The organism is Pectobacterium parvum, from assembly GCF_020971565.1.
GTDB lineage: Bacteria > Pseudomonadota > Gammaproteobacteria > Enterobacterales > Enterobacteriaceae > Pectobacterium > Pectobacterium polare.
In genome coordinates, this window is the sequence record NZ_CP087392.1 from 2,459,027 (window position 1) to 2,480,796 (window position 21,770).

Here is a 21,770-nt window from a genome sequence, read left to right on the forward strand (position 1 = left end):
GATTTTTGCAACAGCCGCCATCGGTAAAATAAGACTAACCAGAGCCTATAATGAATAAAATAAAAGTAAAAATAATCACCCTCGGACATATGCCAGCAAGATTTGATAAGAATAAATTATTGAAATGGGAGTCATCACATTTTTTTATTGACCAAAGCATTGATGATTATACATTAACCTGTGACTCTGACATAGAAGACTGGGCTTTCTCAGATAGGTTAATGCTAGAGCAACTCCCTTCATTAAGTGAATATGATTTTCTAATAGCAATAACAAATGTTCCATTAGAGGATAATTGGTACAGTCGGCGCTTGGGTAACAATAAGGTATTATTTACCTTTCATGAAATCAAAGATTACCTTGCGTATGCAAATATTCCTTTAGAGAATGCAATTCTTAGGGTTTTGTATGCATATTCAATGGTTTACATGAGAAATTGCAAAAGCATCCCTGATTATGACACTGCACTTGGTTTTACTCATGACGAAACTAAAGGCTGTTTATTTGATATGAATGGAATAAAGACGGATTTAATCGAATCCTGTGCACCTCCAATAATATGCAGTGATTGTGAACATAAGTTTTCTGGTAAAAACATACCGATAAATTTAGTTCAAAGAATTAAAAAAGAAATAAAGAGAATAAAGAAACCTTTATACTATCGTTGGGTTGATTTTGTGAAAATTCATCCAGTTAGATCGCTGATTTTATCGGCGCTCACCGTTATTACGTTAGGTATATTAAGCTCTATATTTGCAACATTAATCTATGAGCATCTAGTTAAATAGAGAAAAGATTACTCAATAATAAATATAGGTTCGCATAATAACGTTATGCTAAAGAGGCCGCTGCGGGAATGATTTTCGCAGCGGCCTTTTCAACATAACGCGTATCACATTATACGCACCAATGTAGAGATAGACGCGATTTAACGGTTCTGTGGTCATGACTGGACTGATGCGACAACGCCGGTGCTTTGCTCTATCATCGCAGATGCAGCTTGTAAGCGATTATGCTGAGCGGATGGCCATGTTGCTGCGGCACCGGCTAAGACATGGCGAAGCGTCTGCGACGACACAGGCCGGATGAATTTAACGGTAATGCGATGGCTCATAACCTTACTTGTCTCTTGCCGTAGAAAGAATCCTGTTTCCTGAAGTTGTTAGGCTTCAGGGTCGCTACAGCTGCATCTAAACAAATCGCTGATACATTCGCTCGTCTTCGACCGTCAGATGCTTAAATCGCTTCTGAGGCTGCCAAAAGCAAAACCCGCTTTGCAGGACTGGATGGGATCGGTGTTTCTCTGAGATGTTGCGCCGCTGCGCGGGTTTCGGCGGTCAGGCGATAACGCAGCATGCAACGAACGCCACACCGCCTTCCATGCTGCAAGCAGCATCCAGTTCACGACCAACGTCGGCAAAGGTAGCCAATTTTCAGGCTACAGGTAGACAGATTTCAGGATAAAGCCGCCTGTGCTGACGGCTTGCAAAGGATCACTTGCTAGAAAAATCCTTCAGCCATTTTTTAGCATTGGCTTTATTCACTGCTGTTTTGGCATTTTGGCAATTGTCGCCGGAAACATCACCATTCTCACATTTTTGTACTACTTCTTTTGCTTCTTCAATATGAGCACTGTAATACGATTCGTCATAAACCTTTGGCTCACAAGCTGAGATAAATAAACATCCCGCTGTAATAATGATTACTTTTTTTAAGTCAATCACCCTATTCTCCTTGTATATTAAGCCTCGTAGAGGCAATCACCGAAGGGTTTCAAAGGGACACCCTTTGGCACGCGATTATACAACCCGGAACGGGCGTGTATACATCGGCAGCGTGCCTATCTTTTCCTTCGAATATTTCAATGCACACATAATGCACACACTCTACATACAGAACGCACACGCTTTACACACAGATTTGCTATCTTAATGCTCTCCGATTGCTATCTGTGTGCTCACAAAACGCTATCTTTCTGCAATCCAAATGCTATCGACTACCCCATTCATTACCCTCTCTCTTTTCATTTACCTCAAAATATACCTCATTTTATACCCTTTAAAATTATGATGTTGAAACACAGGCACGTTATCGATGTATACACGCCCGTTCCGGGCTATATAATCGTGGTGCTGATATCTCTACGAGCTATTCATAATTAATTAAACCTGTAAACGTTCGCCATTGAGTGGAGAGATGTCAAGGCTCGCATAGCGACCGCTTGCGGCATGGCCTTTACATCTCGTAGCGTTATATAGAATACCGGGCGGTGGTTGTCTTCACGCAGTGAGGGCAACCACCTGCCAAAAAGATTTACGCTCCTTTAATACCTGATTTAAGAAAGTTAGAAACAACAGAACTACCCTTCGCTTTCATTCCCTGAGCTAAACGTTGAACGCCCCCAGTACCTTTTCCCATTAAAGAATTCGTTGCGCCGGTTAACCCATTAATTCCCATGCCGCCGGTTAAAGTTGAAACAAGAACGCTAATTTGCTGAATAATAAAAACACTAATGAAGAATACAATGATAATTTGGAATGCAGATACAAGGCCGAAATTATCAAAATCAAATTTGCTCATAATAAAAGCATTCAATATCCCAATAGTTATTGTATACATAATACTTAGCAAAATATAATTTAAGCATTGACCACACCAACTTTGAAAATATCCGCGAGTTGTCGGGTAGAATGAGAAACATATAAATATCGTACCTACAGATAATAATAAACCAACCATAAACTTAGCTACTAACAGATATGCAGCAGCATAGAATATAAAAATAAACGATCCAATATAGGTTAATCCCACAGCAAAAACCGTCTGAAATATTATATCCAAATCAGAGCTGAATAAGCTAAAATGCATTTCTGATAGCATTTTATTTATGCATGCACTCGTATTGTTAATCATTGAGTCCAGTGCCGTTGCTGTGGCTGGACTTCCCGTGATAGCCGAGCTAATTTGATCTCCAGCACCCATTACGAATGGCACGACGTACTGCATGTAATATGGCGTACTGGCAGCGAATGCCGATACGAGAGCCAATGACATTACATTCTTTATAATTTCTGACATAAACACTTCATTGTTTGTATATATTATTTTGTAGGTAATATAAACGACATAGACACATAGAGCTGCACCCATAACGGGAGCAATGGATGTTGTTATAGAAGAGACTGTACTACCAATTTGCCCCTCTATAACCGACGATAAATCATTAAATAATTCGGTTATTAAATTCTGAATAGCCATGTGGTCACCTTTGATAATGTAAAGTGCATAAAATGATTGGAATTTACATTTAAATACTAGTTTGTTTATTACTGTTTCTCGTATATTCCCCAAAGCGTCCTGAATATAAAAATTGTCCTTATGGATTCTATCGAGTCTACATTAAGAGCTTCTTTGCAACGCTGAAGCATCTTCTTCGTTGCCTCATAATTTCGGTTATTAATCGAAGACGTACGAGATACACTTCTTCCCATTGCATATGTTGCTGCTACATGGAATTGCTTCTCTGTTAACTCGGGGAAAAATTGCTTTAGATTTAGCATAGCGTTAGCCATGCGCATATCAGTGACTGTGGGGCTTGTATTTGGCATGTAAAACACTCCTAAATACTATTTATCTTTTAATGGAATAAGTTTTACACGCCCAACAGTAAGCTTATTGAACTGACCAATATACAATGATGTTTCATGCAAGCTATAGAAGCCAGCCGGGTATGGTTCTTGCCCTGTTTCCAATGTGATTTTAAATAGCTCAGGATAATCCCCACCGAGAAATATGTACGCTGATTGCTCTGATATTGTATAAGGCTTACCCGTTGTCTTTGATGTGCCGCTGCGAGTATCTGCAAGAGCCTGAGATGGTTTTATTTCAATTTTAATTAATGACATTTTAAGCCTCATAATTATGCTACACGTAAGTGATTAGCTTTTTGATACCAAGATGGAATAGTGCAATCGGACACAACAACTTCCCTTTTCTGCTTTACAATAACCGGGCTGAATTTAGCGATATTGCAATGTTGAGCAATATCAATACCTATCCTTCGCAATCTTGCTCTATGGACTTTAACCTGAGACTTTGAAAGATCGAAAGTATGACCATGAAACCACTGTAAAGCATACATTGCTGTTGTATTTGCAGCTCTTACCGTGTCAACAATTCCAGTTGAAATAAGATGTTCACTTATAGTTTCAAAATCCATAGCAGTCACCGATAATGTTTTGTCCAGATTAATGAATTGGTTGTGTAATTTCTCAAGTTGAGAGTAATCGGATAACCCCCAGAATAAGTAACCATGTTTTTGCAAAAATCGTGATTTAAGTTTTTGTTCAAATCTGACTATTCCATTTTTTTTGCAAAAACTAATAACTTCGTTTAAATATTTAAACTCGGATGAGTTTTCTCCAAATCTGTTTTTTATTTTCTGTACCGTGTGAAGTTCCAGCTCATTAGCTTTATTATAAACTGTAGGGTAAATCAATGTTGCATTTCCCTTTTTAGATAACCAATCAACTGATTTACCATTGCTGTGTAGCCGAGGGACACTGTTACGATAAGGGAGTGTAGAGATCGCTGAGATATAAGCATCTTCATTACCCTCTCCCACCGCCCGATTTGAAGTTATGTGTATTTCACGAATTATTCCGCCATCAGCAACAAGTGAAACAGATTCATTTTCTTTTCCCTGTCGTGGCATTAATCGAGTACAGCGAGTGAATGTCGGTAGCCCAAGCGATAAAACGATCTGGTTATAAACATCTACACACGCATCAACAGATTTGAGGCCAAAAAGATTGTCTACCCTTCCCCATCGCGACGGATTGCCAGAAACTTTCAGCGAGGATCCCCTGATTGAAATAGAGATCACGTCGCAAAATGATCCTTTATGCTGAAAAGTTGGCTGGCATCAGTGCTGATGCTTCACCACTTTCGATGTGAATCCGCTGATAGGCTATATCGCCAAGAATAGGCAACTGATAGTCAAAATCCTGTTCAATGGTCAGCCAGTCGTAGAACATCATAGAATCCATTTGCATGTAAGCATGTAGGCATGCGATAAAAAAATCATACACCATGTGCATGCAGTGATGCACACCATACCTTAAAAAGGTATATTGCACGCATGTATACTTACATACAGCTTCTACAATCTAACCAGGTGAACAATGCAACAGCCCAAAAGAACATCAATGGCTATTACTGCTGAGAGAAAGCTAAAACTGGAAAGGATAGCGATTGATGCAAGCCAGAAAGCTGGCAAACAGATTACATGGACAGATATTGTGAACCATCTCATTGATGACTACGCAAAAGAAGCCGCAGAAGAACTGACGGAAAGAGCAAAGATTGAACACGAGATAGCCACGGCTCATCATCGTTAAAAAGTACGGGTTATCATACTAAAGTTCGGGTGTCACAGAACCCCGAACCGCTTCGCGGTGAAAAATTGAACGCTTGAGAGAATATGGATTACAACACACTGCTCGGAATCATTGGAGGCTTGGGAATTGGCACTTTGCTAAATTCTGTCATCTCCAACTTGATGGCAAAAAAAGCAAAACAAAATGAGCGACTTTATGAAGAAAAAAAAAGCGCATATTTGGGGTTGTTAACAGCACTTCATAAAGCAGCCGTTAAACCATCAGCCGAAGCATCAAAAGAATATGCTCTATGGCAAACACATTGCACTCTATTCGGTTCTGATAAGGTTGCTTATTACGCTCAAAAAATTGTCGATACCAATGATGGCCCTCGTTCAGAAAGGGACATGGCTTTTAATAAATTAATAGAATCCATGAGAAATGATCTTTCTAAATGAGTGGTAATTTTTATGGCAAAGAAATCAAGAGTTTATGGCGTAAGAGTTAGAACTGCCCAAGATGGTGTTTTTATATACAAAAAACCCGTCCCAGGAATGAGTAAGAATCATGTGTTTAATGAAGTAAATAGCCAATTGATGGCCGTGCTTGAAGTTAAATATCTTGGCTGGTATGACATTACTTTAACAGCATATAGCCCAACAGATTACTTCTTCGAGCTTACCTCCAAGAAGAGCGGAAATACGTACACTTTTGAGTCCGGTGATTTTGGTTGGGGTCATTTAAACTACCAGTTTCAGCAAGATGTTGATGAAATGGTTGAGATTATGGATTCCGATTATTAAAGAGAAAATATTGGTTCGTACAATGACGTTATGTAAAAGAGCCGCCTGCGGGATTCTATTTTCGCAGACGGCTTTTCTACATAACGCGTGGTACATTATGCGAACCAGTAGATAAGGAGGCGGAATCTGGCGTTCTGGCCAGCGTGATTGGTTTATCCGTTATCGCTGATACGTTATCTTGTCTTCGACCGTCAGCCGCTTAAATCACTGTTTAGTGCGTCACAGATAAAACCCGCTAACGCGCTGCGCTTGTTCAACACCTCACGCCAACAAATTAAAATTTGTCAGCGCTCGCTGTTCCGGTTGCCAGCCGTTCTGTCTTTCCGTCATATTTATACTGTGCTTAATGACTCTACGGGCTCAAATCATGACGACTAAATTTCTACAAACTGAACAAGAATACCTTGCAGCACTCAAGGAAGTCTCGCCGCTGTTTGACCTCGACTCCGCTGAAGACGACCGATTCTTAGAGTTATGCACGGCCATTCAGGATTATGAAAAAAGACATTTCCCTGAATTTAATGTGAACATAATTAAATATACAATCTGCATTCATCAAGCTGAAAATGGCGATCATTCCGGTTTTGTGCCCGATATCACCGCATGAAATAAAAATTTATGGTTTAGAAAGTCAGGAAACATCTGTTACTAGCAACCCCATATCAGTTGTTGAGAAAATAATACAACGTTTTCATGCAGTTGCGAAGCAAATGCGTCATAGGTATAACGACAGAGAAACCATTGAGATAAAAGATGAATATGATGTCCAAGACTTATTACATGGCTTGCTGAAAATTGATTTTGATGATGTTAGGCCGGAAGAATACACGCCTAGTTATGCAGGTGCTTCAACAAGAGTTGATTTTCTTTTAAAGAATGAAAAGATAATAATAGAAGTAAAAAAAACCAGAAAGGGTTTAAATTCCAAAGAAATTGGCGAGCAGTTGATTATAGATATTGCGAGATATAAGTCTCATCCTGATTGCGAGACTTTAATTTGCTTTGTTTATGACCCAGAGGAACGAGTAGCGAACCCAGTTGGTCTTGAGTCGGACTTAGAAAGAAACACCTCTGACATTAAAGTGAAAGTAATCATATCGCCCAAATAAAGTTTGGTTCGTATAATAACGTTATGCTAAAGAGGCCACTGCGGGAAAAATTTTCGCAGCGGCCTTTTCAACATAACGTGTAGCACATTATGCGCACCAATTGATGTAGAGGCTCAATGCTAATGTCTATTTGTGGTTCATTAGGAATGTCCAGGCTATAGTTTTCAAACCTGTATGCCTAAATAGCTGCGCCTAATACCGCTCCACTTTTGCCAACCCATGTTTACCTCCCAAGAATGGACTGACAGTTTTCATAAAATGGTGAACCTTTCTCAGTAACTGCCACATCGAACGGCACTGATGGTTGCGGGTTATCGTGTCGTGAAGCGCCTGCCATAGACGCTCAACGTGGTTCACCCACGGCGAGTAGACCGGCTGATAAATTACGCTGAATTCGGGTTACCTTTCAGCCAGCGCTGTGTTTCACGGCTCTTGTGGATGATGTAGTTATCCACTATAAGCGTGACGGTTTTTGCCCGTCGATAAGTGGATTTCAGGTGCTTCAGCAGGCCGATGAACAGTACCGTACTCTTGCTGTTGCCGCCAACGTAACTGACTTTACCCTGCTCAAATGTTTTCGTGTATTTTCGTGAAAACAAAAAATAAACACTTAAAAATCAAATGCATAAAAAAAGACTGAATACGATTCCTGTATTCAGTCTAAGGAAATGGCTCTTGGGAGAGCCGTGCGCTAAAAGTTGGCATTTATACAAGCTGTACTAGCCCTGTAGAGTTAAGCTTAGCCAACTCCCCTGCGTTTTCCAGCCTTAACCTATTCGCAATCATCACAAATGGAACATGTTTCACACTTTACCTTAACCACAAAGAAATAATTATTTAACATTGATAATTAAATCAATCACTTCATGGTTTAGCATCTGGCTGACACAGCTGCTCCGCACGTTCGATAAAGGGCTGAAGGCTTTTCTTCTGTCCGGGATGCTTAGGGTCATCCAGCCGGATCGCGTCTATCGGCTGCGCACTCACCTGCCCAGATTTCATTTGCGCAATGGCAATATCATTTAGTGGATATTGCATCAGCGTCCCGGTATGTAAGGCATACAGCGCATTGCCAGGGCGGCAAATCAGTTGAACTTCTTCACGCGTGAAAGCCCAGCGATCGCCGTATTCAAACCGACTGACATTTGCCAGTTTAGCGGCAGCAAAAGCATTCACAGAAAGTGAGGCAAGCACGATAGATAGCAAAAATTTCTTCATCATGATATTCCCGACATCGCGTATTCAGGCAAGGATGTGTGTGAGTTTGGCGGTCTTATCCGAATCAGAGAAAGACAGCCTCAAACCTTATAAAACAGAATGTTGTATATCGCTACTGAGACGATCATAGCGACAGAGGGAGGTGAAGTCGAGTGCGGAATTCAGGAATAACATCGCTAGCTTGGGTCAGGTAGAAGGGGCGTTCGGCGGGGAAAAATGGCGGGATAAGGAGAATGTTATCCCGCGTCATTCAAATCATCATTGGTCGACAGAAGTGTCGCTTGTCGTTAGGCTGACGGTGCCGCCATAGACATTTTTTTCAGATCCTGATCGATGAAGAACAGGCCGCCTTCGCTGGCTTTGACTAACGCCAGTTTGTCCAGAATAGAACGGAACAGTTTCTCTTCTTCGTGCTGCTCAGCAACGTACCATTGCAGGAAGTTAAATGTGGAGTAATCCTGCAGCGCCATCGCCTCATGTGCCAGCTCATTAATTTTTGCTGTAATTAGCTGTTCGTGTTCATAGGTCAGCTTGAAAACATCAGCCAGTGAATCAAAATCAATCGGCGGTGCAGCAATCGCGCCTAATACAGGCAGGCTTCCGGTGTCGTCCAGATAGTCAAACAGACGCTGCATGTGCTGCATTTCTTCCTGAGAATGCGTTTTCAGGAAACTGGATGCGCCTTCAAAACCTTTGTCACCGCACCATGCGCTCATTTGCAGATACAAATTCGCGGAATAAAATTCCAGATTAAGTTGCTCATTCAGCTTCTGAATCATTTCTTTTTTTAACATACTAACTCCCTATTTTCCCGGCAGGTCAAATTATTCAGGGCATTATGCCTGAAAAAACAAAATAAAAAACACTTTATTAACATTGATGAAAGGTCAAAATAAAATACATAAAAATCAATAATTTGAATACAAATTGATTGATATTTATTATCATTTAACCCTTGGTTTAAATATATTATTGCGAATCGTTTTTATTATCAAAAATAACAACCACGAGCGATATCATTTATGGCACCACTGTATTAAAAATGATTCCCATTTCATAATGAGAATAATAAACATACACATGCTCAGGTGAACACTTGCCATTTTCCTGTCGCTACTTTACCGTGGCACACATCAATTTGTGGTAAGTAGGCAGGAGAAAACGGTATGTGATACAATCTGGCAGAATTGTCCAAAGAAGAGATGGATAAAGTTAACGTAGATTTGGCGGCCTCAGGCGTTGCCTTCAAAGAACGTTACAATATGCCGGTCATTCCAGAGGTCGTTGAGAGAGAGCAACCTGAGCACTTGCGTAACTACTTTCGCGAACGCGTGATGTTTTACCGCCAGCGTTCACTGCAATTTTCTCGTTTACCCTACGAACCCAAGTCTAAATAGCGATTCCCCTCGTTCCCATCCTAAGGCTGCTTTGCCGTGGAAAACATCGCTTTCCACGGGTTACACTCTTATACAGCAAAAACAATTTTCTGCTTACATAGCGGCCCGCACAGGAGGTTAATGGAGTGGCAACCTACCCTTTTATCACGCGAGGCAAGATATGAGTAAAGGTCTGGATAGCAAAAAGAACAGTAAGAAGAAGCCCCTGAAAACGGCAGCCGAAAAACGGGCTGATAAAAGGGCAAAGAAACCGCAGGTTGATATTACCTGAGTTGTGATGTGATCTAAGTAATGAGTCATGCCAATCGGGTAAACCCAAAAATGGGTTTACCCGATTGGCTGTAATTTAAATTGTATAATTACCTGTTTTTGATATGTTCACTCCAGTAAAAAAGACAGATGAAATATATAAGATTGAAAATTAGCGACCATACCTTGAGTCGCTAATTTCCTAACTGACTTACCAGTCATAAGTTACCGCATAAAGTAATACCCGACGCTTATGCTTTTGCTGCAGATAACGGGCAGAGCGAATATGGCGATACATACGTGATTGAGCCTCCAACCAGCGACATCTTCTACGTTGAACCTGGCGCAACATCCGCCAGCGCCCCACTTCGTTCCGACTGCGTTTCATTATGCGACTATAATTCCTCCAGTTAAACCATCTCAGACCCATAACATTAACTATAATCCAACGAGCAGTACGTTAACTATTCACTTCAATGTGAACAAAAAATCAGTTACTCATGTAGTACCATGGGATCATGGTGGAACACTGCTGTAAAACGATCTGGCATTCGTCGCCGTAATCCGTACCATACGCGCCATACTTATGCTTGCTGGTTACTCTCGGCAGGTGCAAACCCTTCGTTTATTGCAAACCAAATGGGACATGAAAACGCGCAAATGGTGTATGAAATCTATGGGAAATGGATTGAAGACATGAATGAAGATCAGGTTGGCATGCTGAATCGGAAACTCGCGCTGTGAATCGTTTTGCCCCTTCGGTGCCCCTTATGGGTGTAGGAACAAAATAAAATGCAAGAAAATCAACAAACTAACCAGAAACAGCAATACAATTTGAACAAATTGCAAAAGCGCCTGCGGCGTAACGTCGGCGAAGCTATCGCTGATTTTAATATGATTGAAGAAGGCGACCGCATCATGGTGTGCCTGTCCGGCGGGAAAGATAGCTTCACCATGCTGGAAATTCTGCGCAATCTGCAACAGAGCGCGCCGATTAACTTTTCTCTGGTCGCGGTGAATCTGGATCAGAAGCAGCCTGGGTTCCCGGAGCACGTTCTGCCGCAGTACCTTGATAGCATCGGCGTGGAATACAAGATCGTCGAAGAAAATACCTACGGAATTGTGAAAGACAAGATTCCTGAAGGGAAAACCACCTGTTCACTGTGTTCACGCCTGCGCCGTGGGATTTTGTATCGTACTGCGACGGAGCTCGGCGCAACGAAAATCGCCCTCGGTCACCACCGTGACGATATTCTGCAAACGCTGTTCCTGAACATGTTCTACGGCGGAAAACTGAAAGGCATGCCGCCGAAGCTGATGAGCGACGACGGTAAGCATATCGTCATCCGCCCTCTCGCTTACTGCCGTGAAAAAGATATCGAACGCTTTGCTGAAGCCCGTCAATATCCGATTATTCCGTGCAACCTGTGCGGTTCGCAGCCAAATCTGCAACGTCAGGTGATTAAAGATATGCTGCGTGATTGGGACAAGCGTCACCCAGGGCGTATTGAGACCATGTTCAGCGCCATGCAGAACGTTGTGCCTTCTCATCTTGCCGATCATGCGCTGTTCGATTTTAAAGGCATTCGTCACGGTAGCGACGTGGTGGATGGTGGCGATCTCGCTTTTGATCGTGAAGACCTGCCGTTGCAGCCCGTTGGCTGGCAGCCGGAAGACGATGACGACGCGCCGTCAATGACCCGCCTTGACGTGTTGGAAATAAAATAAGCGCGACTTTTCCGAAAGAATAATGACACGGTGGCAAAAAGCAACGGTTGTTTCGCCACACTTTCATAACGCCGTTTGGAATGGACAGGCAAAAGTTGGATCGAGGGACAAAAAAATGCCGACAAAACTGTCGGCATGGTGTGAATCAATTGTGCTATGCAGTAATTCAAAAAAGGAAGTAAGACAATATGGAGCGCAACGCCCATCGCTTGACGTTGCATTCACCTGCGGGAATGATAGTGCCGCACAACAAGGTAAAAAATGTTGATATTGCTCAATTTACACGTGGTTTTTTAGCCGTTCGCGACAGTTTGTGATTATCTGCGCACCCATTCGCCGCAAGTCGTTATAGCCATTTACTGCGTTTTAACCACCATGCAACGCCGCCCACCAATATCACCAACATCAGGCAGAACGTGAAAAAACCAAACGGCGCATCGCCGCCAGGAATTCCCCCTAAGTTGACGCCAAATAAGCCGGTTAAGAACGTCGTTGGCAAGAAAACCATCGCCAAAAGCGACATTGTATAGGTACGGCGGTTCATCGCTTCGGTCATTAGCGCAGTGATTTCATCCGACAGTACCGTGGTGCGCGCAATACTGGCATCCAAATCCTCCAGCCCACGCCCTAATCGATCGGCGATTTCCTGCATTCTGCGGCGATCGTCATCCTGCATCCAGGGCAGTTTCTCGCCGGAAATACGCGAAAATACATCACGCTGTGGCGTCATATAACGGCGTAACACGATAAGCTGCTTGCGAATCAGCGCCAGCTCGCCGCGCGGCGGAATTTTTTGCTCCAGCAAATCCTCTTCCAGATCGATGATTTTCTCGTGCAAATCATCAATAAACTCGCTGGTATGATCGGTCAACGATTCCGCCATGGAGACGAGCCAGCTTCCGCTGTCCGTCGGGCCATTTCCTTCCTTCAGGTCGGTAAGAATCTCGTCGATAGCCAGAATCTTACGGCGTCGGGTAGAAATAATCAGTTTATCGGTAATAAACACCCGAACGGCCACTAGCTGATCCGGCCGCGCATTGGCATTCAGGTTAATGCTGCGCAGCGTGATCAGCGTACCTTCACCCAAACGCGTGACTCTGGGGCGGGCGCTTTCCCCCGCCAGCGCATTGCGTACGCTATCCGGCACCAGCGTCGTTTTATTCAACCAGCGCACGCTAGCGGGCAAGGTAGAATCCAGGTGTAGCCAGCAGGGTTTCTCGCTGTTAACCACATCCTGCTCACCAATCGGGGTCACGCCCCCTTTTCCATCCAACTGATACGCATGAACCGCACCGCTGTGTTGCAACTCTTTTCCTGCCAAGGATTCCACGTCTTGCCTCCAACGGTTTTGCTATCAGCTTTTTTGCTATCAGTGTTGCGCTCTGCCAGCCGGAGCGGCCATCACGATCGCTCCGGCTTTATCGCCACATCATTCGATACCTTAATACGGTACTTAATGCTTTTCGATGTAAAGCATGTGGCTGTATGCCACGTCTTCAGGGTTAGTAATCGGGTAGCCCTTCACCCACGGTTTGATCAAGCGTCCGTTGGTGTATTGATAGATCGGCGCAATCGGTGCTTCATCCATCAATATTTGCTCTGCTCGGTTGTAGTCCGCATTCAGCGCCTGCGGGTTAGTCTGATTCCCCGCTTCATCTAGGACGCGATCGTAATTCGCGTTTTTAAAGCGCGCGATATTCCCGCTATGGTGCGAGGCCAGCAGCGAAAGGAATGTCGACGGTTCGTTGTAGTCGCCGACCCAGGACGCTCGCACGACGTCAAAATTACCGCTATTGCGGCTGTCGATATAGGTTTGCCACTCTTGATTGGACAAACGCACGTCTACGCCCAGCGTTTTCTTCCACATGGAGGCCACGGCAATCGCGATCTTCTGGTGGCTTTCCGACGTGTTGTACAGCAGCGATAATTTCAGCGGATTGTTTGGACCATAGCCCGCCGCTGCCATCAGCGCTTTTGCCTGTGCATCCAGTTCATCCTGAGAATACTGCTGCAACAGGCTTTCCGCCGGTTTGAAGCCCGCGGTGACATCCGGCGTAAAGTGCCAGGCCGGTTTTTCCCCCGTGCCCAATACTTTTTCCGCAATCACTTTACGATCGATGGCGTAAGACAGCGCTTTTCGTAGTCGGGCATCGTTAGTCGGCGCACGCTGCGTGTTAAACGCGTAATAGTAGGTGCCAAGCTGATCTGGCGTATAAACCTGGCCGGGCAAGTCTTTCAGCAGCTTCTGGTACAGGTTTTTAGGAAACGACTCGGTGATATCGATATCGCCGGACAGGTAGCGCTTCGTCGCGTTCGATTCCTGATTGATCGGAACAAAGGTCACCTTTGTCAGCCGCGTGTTAGCGTTATCCCAATAATATGGATTCTGCGTGAGCACCAGCTTCTCATTGACGACGCGCTGATCCAGCTTAAACGCGCCATTGCCAATCAGATTGCCCGGCTTCGTCCAGTCGTTCCCGAATTTTTCTATCGTGGCCTGATGTACCGGAAATAGGCTGAAATTCGCCGTCAGGCTGACAAAATAAGGTACGGGCTTGCTGAGCTGCACTTTCAGCGTGTGATCATTGACGGCCGTCACGCCAAGCTGATCGACGGGCTGCTTGCCCGCGAGAATCTGCTCGGCGTTTTGAATCCCCGCCAGTCGAGCAAACCAGGCAAACGGCGAGCTGTTTTCAGGAGTGACCAGACGACGCCAGCTGTAGACAAAATCCTTTGCCGTCACGGGTTCACCGTTAGACCAGCGGGCATTATCACGCAGGGTAAAGATAAACGTGCGGTTATCGGTCGTCTGCCAACGCAGCGCTACGCCCGGAACCAGGTTCCCCTGCGCGTCCTGATTGACCAGCCCTTCAAACAGATCGCGTGCCACCTGAGCTTCCGGCAACCCCACAGCTTTGATTGGATCGAGAGAAGCCGGTTCATCTTTAATGTGCCGGACGATTTCCTGTTTCTCAGCCAGAACCGTTCCCGCTGGAACCTGCGCCGCAACGGCATTGCCCGTCATGGCCGCCATTAACGCGGCATAAAATGCAGAATATCCATAGTGCATGATGATTTGACCTGAAAGCGTAATGAATTGATTGAAGAATATAATAGTCAGAAATCAGCGCTATCATCCAGCGATACCCCCGCAATTTGTCAGCTTGCATCGCCGTTTGCGTCTCCGGGCCGATTTTTTTATGATGAAACGCATAGGTAATCACAGGGCGATAACATGGAAAACCCGATCATTCCGCTTCAGGCACGCCAGCAACGAGGCAATTTACCGTCGCTGGGCGAACCGTATTGGAAATCGCTGCTGGGCGCGCCGCTGCTGTATTTCCCAGCCGAATTAGCCCCTTCAGAGAGCGGGCTGATTATTGCCGGCACACACGGCGATGAAACCGCCGCAGTCGTGGCGCTGTCCTGCGCGCTGCGTACCCTTTTTTCAGGCCAGCGTCGCCACCATGTGATTCTTGCAGTGAACCCAGATGGCTGTCAGTTGGGTCTACGTGCCAACGCTAACGGCGTCGATCTCAATCGCAATTTTCCGGCCAGTAATTGGCAGCCGGGGAAGACGGTCTACCGCTGGAATAGCGCCGCAGATGAACGTGATGTCGAGCTCTCTACCGGTGAAACCGCAGGTTCAGAGCCGGAAACAAAAGCCCTTTGCACGCTGATTGAGAAACTTAATCCCCACTGGGTTGTCTCTTTTCATGAGCCACTCGCCTGCATTGAGGATCCACATCGTTCCGAACTGGGTCGATGGTTGGCGCAACAGTGCGAGCTGCCGTTAGTATCGAGTATCGGTTACGACACACCTGGCTCTTTCGGAAGTTGGTGCGCCGATCGTTCGCTTCATTGCATTACCGCTGAGCTTCCGCCAATCTCGGCTGATGCCGCCAGCGAATGCTACCTGAAAGCGATGGTCGCGTTGCTAAGCCAGCAATTTTAATCGTAATTTTTATACCAATGTTGCTAATGTTGCCCTAAACTGAGCAGCGTGTTAATCACCTGTAATTAAGGAAGCAAACATGTCACAGAACGTACATTTTCAAGGCAATCCTGTGCCAGTAGCAGGGTCATTCCCAACCACAGGAAGCAAAGCCCCAGCATTTACTCTGGTGGCTAAAGATCTGTCCGATACCCCGCTGAGCAACTATGCTGGCAAGCGCAAAATCCTGAATATTTTCCCAAGCATCGATACCGGTGTTTGTGCCACGTCCGTGCGCAAATTCAACCAACTGGGTTCTGAACTGGATAACACCGTTGTTCTGTGTATCTCTTCCGATCTGCCGTTCGCGCAGTCCCGCTTTTGCGGCGCGGAAGGTCTGAACAACGTGGTTGTGCTGTCTACCCTGCGTGACGGTGAGTTCAAAGAAAGCTATGGCGTTGCTATCGCCGATGGCGCGCTGAAAGGTCTGACCGCGCGCGCAGTTGTTGTACTGGATGAAAACGACAACGTGCTGCACAGCGAACTGGTGAACGAAATCACCACTGAACCAGACTACGACGCAGCACTGGCTGTTCTGAAATAAGCCATACTGGCATTACGTGAAAAACGGCTGCGCAAGCAGCCGTTTTGTTATCTTAGTATCTATCGATTTCCCATACATATAATTGGGTTACTCTGTTAATCACCTTGTATCTATTTGAACATGAATTTTTATTAATGATTTATTTCATCATGCTTATGATATGAAGGTATCTGTTTTTTGATACTCCCCGTCTTATATAGACTTTTTCGCCACGTTTTGGCGTTTTCATCACGACAAGTACGATGCCAATAATAACCACTATTTTCTGTATGGAATAATGGACATGGTAAAGAGAAAGTAATTGCACCATAACTAACTCTGATATGTTAGTGCTATTCAAAGGAGTGATGACTGTTGAGAATATTATTACTTCCCCTTCAAATAACCATTTTATTTTCTGGACTTGCTTTTAGCAAGAGCAGTGAAGCGGCATTCACGTTTGATCCACAAAAGTGCCACGTCCCTGACCCTGAGGGCAAAGCCTATGTAGCCCTACGTGATACGGTATTCCATATCTCTATCGATCAACTCAGTATCCTGCACGACCCTGTTTTACGCGATGGAGAAAACCTGCCACTCCCGCCCGATCCTAGCGAGCCTCTCGGGTGTAAAGGTAATCCGCTAAGCCAGCAAAGTTTACTGTTCAGTCGCAATTTCAACGGAAAGCTGGGAGACCGTCCTGACTGGCCCAAAGCCTGGCCGTTACGAAAATTTCAGCTATTCAGCTCAACGCCGAGTCATTGGGGATTTCAACTAGACAAACTCTACGACAAGATGTGTGAAACTCGACCAAAACAAACAGGGCTGATACCCAACATGACAGCCTGTTTATATGAGAAGAATCCTGAACGCCTAGATCGGTATGACGTCGAGGAGGCAGGAAGCTGGCTGATTGATCCTGAGGTATATTCTGCTCCGTTTAATAAGAGACTCGCTATTTTTTGTATGTTTGCCATTTCTGGAGGAACCGACTGCGAAGTCGGTTATAAAATTTTCCCTACGGTGAACCTTCACTATGAATTTAAGCCCAAGGAATTTTCACTTACCGAGGTTATTAATTTTGATAAACATCTGAGGGCAGAACTAGAACAGGCTGTGGTTAAAGATTATCCCTGGAAGAAGAAAACTCGCTAATTTAACCTTATATAATATGGAGATAAATATATGGCAATCACCTATGAATATCATTATGGAAATGGTGGGTTTATTCTATCTGAATCACAACAGAAAGAACTTGAAAAATTACTGATTAAACAACTAGCCTTGGCTGGTACAGGAGCAAAATCGCTCGCCGTCCCACTATATGATAAGATCCTCAGTTATCTTCCTGTACCCGATATAAATGTAGGTGAATACTTCAAGATATATACCTGGTTACAAGGGGCCCGTGAAGTTAATAATGATTCGAGTGTCTACTCTGTTTTTATTAGAAATTACACCAAAATACAGTATGAGCTACGTCATGGAGAATTAACCGAGCCTGAATTAGATATACTTGACAATAAAATTAATGAGGCATCAAACAATATAGGATTTGAGTTGGTTAGAAATATAATTAACCACAATGGTTTACTTCCAGGATTAGAAGGACTAGGTGTATTAGACGGTGGTGAAGCTGCCAGAAAGGTATTTCAAGGTGACATTTATCCAGAAGGTGACTTTACCGGCTGGGCTGGCACAATGCTTTTCCCTTTCTTAGGCTATGATCGGTTTTATGAAGAGTGGTTATTAACCACAGAAGAAATTAATGCAGAAATCCGCACGGGGAGCGGTATTGTAGACCGCATCATAAAAGAGCATAGCGGCACTTATGACTTGATTGCAGCACTACAGGCTAATCAGGAAACCATTGATAGTTATAATTTACTAGAATCTATTTACGCTGTCATTCGTAGCTTTGAAAACGTCGATAAATCACAGCAAGAAATTATCGAACAAACCAATAATTTTATTAGCACAACCTATGCGCTGCCAGTCGATCATCCGTTTTTAGCCGGTAATAAATTACCTTATGATAAAATCTTATTTCAAACTACAAATTTAGGATTCTCATCTGGTAGTCAAGTCGATGATGATTATAAGGACTTTTGGATAGGTGACAGAGCAAACTATCTTAATTACATCGTGCATGCCGGTATAGGAAATGACAACATCCTTGGCGTCCCTACGACTTATTTAGGTCTAATTCCCGGCAGTGCTCTGATTGATGGTGGGCCAGGTTACGACACGTTATCCTATCATGCGACTCGTGATGGTGGAGATAACGCAGTCCCCCTTAAACTCAGTATTAGTTTTGAGAAAATAGATAGTCCTTTATACAACTGGAGATTCTCTATCGATAAATCACCCTCTGAAGGGTATAGTATTTATAAAGGGCATGATTATGCTTATAGTATAGAGAAATTCGAAGGGACAAATAACTCTGACACTATCATTATAAAAGAACTCCCTATATTTAATGAAAACATCATCGTGGACTTATTAGGTTCTAAGACTGGATATGGCGATACGATTGACCTTTCCCATATTAACCATGGCGTGGAAGTTTCATTAGTCGGTAATGAAGTGGTCTTTCCCTTTGAAGGTGAAGATAATAGCTCACTGATAATAAGAAATATGGAAAATATCATTGGCACATCATTTGATGATATATTATACGGCAATGACGACAGTAATATTATTGTTGGTGGAAGAGGTGATAATATTATTTACGGAAATGGGGGTGCAGATAAATTTGTTATCACTCAAGGCGTAAATACCATAAAAGATGCCGATAGTAATGATAAATTGTACATTAATCTCTCTTCTGTAAATCAGTTAACTAACCAAAGAGACCTCGGTATAGAATTAAAAGGTGGATTTATTATTCGTAGTAGTTCATCCAATCCAGGAGGAGACGTCGTGCTTCAAGATGGTGATACCGCCGTATTTTATCCTACGATCCCTAATCCGATGAATTTTTCGCCTGCGCTTGGAGGAAGCAGAAATATGATTGATGACACGCTGGGCGATCAATTCATTGTCCGTTACACCTTGTCAGGGTCGACACTATTCGTATCGGCTTCTTTTGCTAATCTGGATCCCGCAGAAGCCATTATTGAAAACTACAATGCTGGCGATCTCGGACTGAAATTTAAATCGCTTGTTGTTCCTAACTATTCCAATGCCGCAGCTTCACATGCCAGTAATATGGATCAGTTAGTTGACCAATACGTTCAATTACACTCAGAGATGATTACAGATCGTTTCACTCTCCCTACCTCTTCTGATTTATGGTACGCCTGAGACTGATATCCTTCTAATCATAACAAAACGGCTGCGCAAGCAGCCGTTTTGTTATTTACTCCTCGTCATCCCCCGCGGGTTTGCGTTGGCTGAGTCCATATTCCCGGAGCTTGTTGGCTATCGCCGTGTGCGATACGCCTAACCGCTTCGCCAGTTTGCGAGTGCTTGGATAAGATTGATAAAGGCGGGTCAGCACAGAACGCTCGAAGCGTTTGTTGATGTCATCCAGCGAGCCATCAAGCAGGGTTTCATCTTGCGGTGCATCAATCGAAAACGCTGGGAGATCGATGTCCTGCATATGCAGTTCGTTACCGTCCAACTGCGTCAGTGCCCGATAAATGGTGTTTCTCAACTGCCGAACGTTACCCGGCCAGCCGTACTGCGGCAGGAAATGTTCCACATCTGCGGCCAATTTGGGACGCGGAATCCCCTGTTCGTCGGCAAAGCGCGCCACGAAAAGCTCGGCCAGCGGCATAATATCCGCCGGCCGCTCGCGCAGAGGCGGTAACATCAGCGAGAGCACATTGAGACGATAGTAAAGATCCTCTCGGAACTCGCCGCGCTGCACCAGCTCCAACAGGTTTTTCTTGGTCGCGCAAATCACCCGCACGTCCACATGGACTTCGTGATCTTCACCGACGCGACGGAATGTCCCGTCATTCAGGAAACGCAGCAGTTTAGTCTGCATCTGTGCCGACATTTCACCGACTTCATCCAGCAGAACCGAACCGCCGTTCGCCTGTTCGAAGAAACCTTTCTTGCCTTCCTGCGCATTGAGATACGCGCCGGGCGCATGGCCGAATAGCTCGCTTTCCATCACGTCATCGGGTAACGCCGCGCAGTTCAGTGCCAGGAAAGGATTCTTGCCGCGCGGCCCGCGCAGGTGGCAGGCTCGCGCCAGCATATCCTTGCCCGTCCCCGTGTCGCCAACGATCAGCAGCGGCGCGTCCAGCATCGCTAATTTGCGCGCCTGCTCAACCACCTGACGCATTTTCGGGCTAACGGCCACGATGTGATCGAACTCATTTTCATCATTCACGGCGAGATTCTGCAACTGGCGGCCCATGCGAGCGGCCGATTTCAGCATCACCAATGCGCCCGCCGTTGCCACTTTACCGGCATCATCTTCCAGACGGACGGGCGTCATTTCCAGCAAGAAATCCTGACCGCGAATCACCACACGCTCCGCGACGACAGCGCTGTTCTTTTCCAGCCAATTGGCGAAATTGAAACCGGGGATCATGCTGCCAATCGTCAATTCGCTGATGGTCTCTGACGATTGTTCAAACAACGCCAGCGCGGCGGGGTTAAACAGCTCCAGCTTGCCTTTCATATCCAGCGAGAATACGGGTTCAGGCATCGATTCCAGCAGCGCATTCAATGCCCGATGCTCGCGCTCAGACGGCATGAACGCCACGGTACGCACATCGCTGACGCTTTCAATACGGCGGATTTCCGTCATCAGCAGACGGAAATCATCAAAATCGAGGGTGGCAAAGTTGAGGTAGATACGACCAATAGACGCAATTTCAATGCCGCGTAAATCAATATTGCGTGACGCAAGTAGATCTAACAGTTCACGGACCATACCAATGCGGTCTTCACAAATCACTTCCAGATGCATCAACGGCTACCTTCTTCAAGAGACACGACATGGCTATTGCTACTGATAATACCCTTTCGTTTGCACCGGATGAAGTAAGGTGGCAGCAAAAGTTGACACATCTGTACGTTTTTTCCACGTCAATGACGAAACGGGGTTAAGACAGTGGCGTCGTTGCCATCGCCACAATGGTTCGAATGCCTTCCAGATAGTTACCGAGGCGTAAATTCTCATCAAAACTATGCTGATTATTATCGGAATTCACCAAAGGGATGATGACGTAAGGCACTTTCAATACGCTGACCGCACCGCTCATCGGCAGCGTCCCACCCATCATACGATTCTTCTCCGGTGCGATGCCGCGTGGTGCGGTTGTAGTCGCCACTGCCCAGTGACCCAGCGGGGAATCGATCTCGGTTCTGGCCGCATAGGCGCTGCTCGGATAGGCCGTCAGGCTAAGGG

25 protein-coding genes and 2 pseudogenes are annotated in these 21,770 nt (G+C 44.9%); 14 read left to right on the forward strand and 13 right to left on the reverse strand.

Annotation, left to right across the window (positions count from 1 at the left end):
• Window positions 1–50 precede the first annotated feature (50 nt).
• On the forward strand, window positions 51–788 hold the full coding sequence (locus tag LOZ86_RS11150; protein WP_230241984.1) for a hypothetical protein: 738 nt from the start codon (window positions 51–53) through the stop codon (window positions 786–788).
• A 705-nt stretch (window positions 789–1,493) separates the two neighbouring features.
• Here LOZ86_RS11150 and LOZ86_RS11155 read toward each other — a convergent pair.
• The 5 genes from LOZ86_RS11155 to LOZ86_RS11175 form a co-directional block, all read right to left on the reverse strand.
• A complete protein-coding gene (locus LOZ86_RS11155) occupies window positions 1,494–1,724 on the reverse strand; it encodes an EexN family lipoprotein (RefSeq protein WP_225969948.1) in 231 nt (76 codons plus the stop codon).
• 589 nt (window positions 1,725–2,313) lie between these two features.
• Window positions 2,314–3,258 carry a TrbL/VirB6 family protein gene (locus LOZ86_RS11160; protein WP_230241985.1) on the reverse strand — a complete coding sequence of 315 codons (945 nt, stop codon included), beginning with the start codon at window positions 3,256–3,258 and terminating at the stop codon, window positions 2,314–2,316.
• Window positions 3,259–3,626: 368 nt separating this feature from the next.
• On the reverse strand, window positions 3,627–3,905 hold the full coding sequence (locus tag LOZ86_RS11165; RefSeq protein WP_230241987.1) for a G5P family DNA-binding protein: 279 nt from the start codon (window positions 3,903–3,905) through the stop codon (window positions 3,627–3,629).
• 14 nt (window positions 3,906–3,919) lie between these two features.
• A complete protein-coding gene (locus tag LOZ86_RS11170) occupies window positions 3,920–4,885 on the reverse strand; it encodes a phage/plasmid replication domain-containing protein (protein WP_230241989.1) in 966 nt (321 codons plus the stop codon).
• 16 nt (window positions 4,886–4,901) lie between these two features.
• Complete coding sequence (locus LOZ86_RS11175) at window positions 4,902–5,039, reverse strand: hypothetical protein (RefSeq protein ID WP_230241991.1); 138 nt, start codon at window positions 5,037–5,039, stop codon at window positions 4,902–4,904.
• Between the two features lie 144 nt (window positions 5,040–5,183).
• Here LOZ86_RS11175 and LOZ86_RS11180 point away from each other — a divergent pair, with 144 nt between their 5' ends.
• The 5 genes from LOZ86_RS11180 (at window position 5,184) to LOZ86_RS11200 (ending at window position 7,290) form a co-directional block, all read left to right on the forward strand.
• A complete protein-coding gene (locus tag LOZ86_RS11180) occupies window positions 5,184–5,399 on the forward strand; it encodes a hypothetical protein (protein WP_039488084.1) in 216 nt (71 codons plus the stop codon).
• Window positions 5,400–5,482: 83 nt separating this feature from the next.
• Window positions 5,483–5,836: a hypothetical protein gene (locus LOZ86_RS11185; RefSeq protein ID WP_039488083.1), complete on the forward strand. Its 354-nt coding sequence runs from the start codon at window positions 5,483–5,485 to the stop codon at window positions 5,834–5,836.
• Between the two features lie 12 nt (window positions 5,837–5,848).
• Entirely contained in the window at window positions 5,849–6,181 is a 333-nt protein-coding gene (locus tag LOZ86_RS11190) for a hypothetical protein (RefSeq protein ID WP_039488081.1), read from the forward strand.
• A 367-nt stretch (window positions 6,182–6,548) separates the two neighbouring features.
• Entirely contained in the window at window positions 6,549–6,788 is a 240-nt protein-coding gene (locus tag LOZ86_RS11195; protein ID WP_181892600.1) for a hypothetical protein, read from the forward strand.
• Complete coding sequence (locus tag LOZ86_RS11200; protein ID WP_052012133.1) at window positions 6,748–7,290, forward strand: PD-(D/E)XK nuclease domain-containing protein; 543 nt, start codon at window positions 6,748–6,750, stop codon at window positions 7,288–7,290. Before LOZ86_RS11195 ends, LOZ86_RS11200 begins: the two co-directional genes overlap by 41 nt.
• A 192-nt stretch (window positions 7,291–7,482) precedes the next feature.
• Here LOZ86_RS11200 and LOZ86_RS11205 read toward each other — a convergent pair.
• From LOZ86_RS11205 to ftnA, 3 genes and pseudogenes are all read right to left on the reverse strand, one after another.
• Window positions 7,483–7,853 (reverse strand): annotated as a pseudogene (locus LOZ86_RS11205) (transposase); the annotation flags it as partial.
• 301 nt (window positions 7,854–8,154) lie between these two features.
• Window positions 8,155–8,511 (reverse strand): YebY family protein, encoded by a 357-nt coding sequence (locus LOZ86_RS11210; RefSeq protein WP_181892597.1) that lies wholly within the window; start codon window positions 8,509–8,511, stop codon window positions 8,155–8,157.
• Between the two features lie 284 nt (window positions 8,512–8,795).
• Window positions 8,796–9,302 (reverse strand): non-heme ferritin, encoded by a 507-nt coding sequence (gene ftnA, locus LOZ86_RS11215; protein WP_039480733.1) that lies wholly within the window; start codon window positions 9,300–9,302, stop codon window positions 8,796–8,798.
• Window positions 9,303–9,710: 408 nt separating this feature from the next.
• Here ftnA and LOZ86_RS11220 point away from each other — a divergent pair, with 408 nt between their 5' ends.
• Window positions 9,711–9,905, forward strand: coding sequence for a DNA polymerase III subunit theta (locus LOZ86_RS11220; protein WP_230241993.1), 195 nt, complete (start codon window positions 9,711–9,713; stop codon window positions 9,903–9,905).
• A gap of 460 nt (window positions 9,906–10,365) precedes the next feature.
• On the opposite strand, the gene LOZ86_RS11225 is transcribed toward LOZ86_RS11220, so the two are convergent.
• Window positions 10,366–10,542 (reverse strand): YciY family protein, encoded by a 177-nt coding sequence (locus LOZ86_RS11225; protein ID WP_131522952.1) that lies wholly within the window; start codon window positions 10,540–10,542, stop codon window positions 10,366–10,368.
• A 92-nt stretch (window positions 10,543–10,634) separates the two neighbouring features.
• Between LOZ86_RS11225 and LOZ86_RS11230 the strand changes: the two are divergent.
• The 3 genes and pseudogenes from LOZ86_RS11230 to LOZ86_RS21355 all read left to right on the forward strand — a co-directional run.
• Window positions 10,635–10,898 (forward strand): annotated as a pseudogene (locus LOZ86_RS11230) (tyrosine-type recombinase/integrase); the annotation flags it as partial.
• 48 nt (window positions 10,899–10,946) lie between these two features.
• Window positions 10,947–11,882: a tRNA 2-thiocytidine(32) synthetase TtcA gene (ttcA, locus tag LOZ86_RS11235; RefSeq protein WP_230242007.1), complete on the forward strand. Its 936-nt coding sequence runs from the start codon at window positions 10,947–10,949 to the stop codon at window positions 11,880–11,882.
• Between the two features lie 188 nt (window positions 11,883–12,070).
• Window positions 12,071–12,199, forward strand: a complete 129-nt coding sequence (locus tag LOZ86_RS21355) for a hypothetical protein (RefSeq protein WP_258210223.1) — start codon at window positions 12,071–12,073, stop codon at window positions 12,197–12,199.
• Between the two features lie 29 nt (window positions 12,200–12,228).
• Here the strand turns inward: LOZ86_RS21355 and zntB are convergent, their stop codons facing one another.
• Window positions 12,229–13,212: a zinc transporter ZntB gene (zntB, locus tag LOZ86_RS11240; RefSeq protein ID WP_039480742.1), complete on the reverse strand. Its 984-nt coding sequence runs from the start codon at window positions 13,210–13,212 to the stop codon at window positions 12,229–12,231.
• 123 nt (window positions 13,213–13,335) lie between these two features.
• Window positions 13,336–14,952 carry a peptide ABC transporter substrate-binding protein gene (locus LOZ86_RS11245; RefSeq protein ID WP_039480744.1) on the reverse strand — a complete coding sequence of 539 codons (1,617 nt, stop codon included), beginning with the start codon at window positions 14,950–14,952 and terminating at the stop codon, window positions 13,336–13,338.
• A gap of 165 nt (window positions 14,953–15,117) precedes the next feature.
• On the opposite strand from LOZ86_RS11245, the gene mpaA reads away from it, so the two are divergent.
• The 4 genes from mpaA (at window position 15,118) to LOZ86_RS11265 (ending at window position 19,705) form a co-directional block, all read left to right on the forward strand.
• Window positions 15,118–15,837, forward strand: coding sequence for a murein tripeptide amidase MpaA (gene mpaA, locus LOZ86_RS11250; RefSeq protein ID WP_230242009.1), 720 nt, complete (start codon window positions 15,118–15,120; stop codon window positions 15,835–15,837).
• Between the two features lie 79 nt (window positions 15,838–15,916).
• Window positions 15,917–16,420: a thiol peroxidase gene (gene tpx / locus LOZ86_RS11255; RefSeq protein ID WP_039480750.1), complete on the forward strand. Its 504-nt coding sequence runs from the start codon at window positions 15,917–15,919 to the stop codon at window positions 16,418–16,420.
• A gap of 354 nt (window positions 16,421–16,774) precedes the next feature.
• The gene (locus LOZ86_RS11260) at window positions 16,775–17,554 is read left to right on the forward strand and encodes a hypothetical protein (RefSeq protein ID WP_039480753.1); all 780 of its coding nucleotides are present in this window, start codon (window positions 16,775–16,777) and stop codon (window positions 17,552–17,554) included.
• Window positions 17,555–17,584: 30 nt separating this feature from the next.
• On the forward strand, window positions 17,585–19,705 hold the full coding sequence (locus tag LOZ86_RS11265; RefSeq protein WP_039513620.1) for a calcium-binding protein: 2,121 nt from the start codon (window positions 17,585–17,587) through the stop codon (window positions 19,703–19,705).
• A gap of 55 nt (window positions 19,706–19,760) precedes the next feature.
• Here the strand turns inward: LOZ86_RS11265 and tyrR are convergent, their stop codons facing one another.
• Both tyrR and LOZ86_RS11275 read right to left on the reverse strand, forming a co-directional pair.
• The gene (tyrR, locus tag LOZ86_RS11270) at window positions 19,761–21,329 is read right to left on the reverse strand and encodes a transcriptional regulator TyrR (protein ID WP_039480758.1); all 1,569 of its coding nucleotides are present in this window, start codon (window positions 21,327–21,329) and stop codon (window positions 19,761–19,763) included.
• Between the two features lie 136 nt (window positions 21,330–21,465).
• Window positions 21,466–21,693, reverse strand: a complete 228-nt coding sequence (locus tag LOZ86_RS11275; RefSeq protein ID WP_225969821.1) for a hypothetical protein — start codon at window positions 21,691–21,693, stop codon at window positions 21,466–21,468.
• Between the last annotated feature and the right edge of the window lie 77 nt (window positions 21,694–21,770).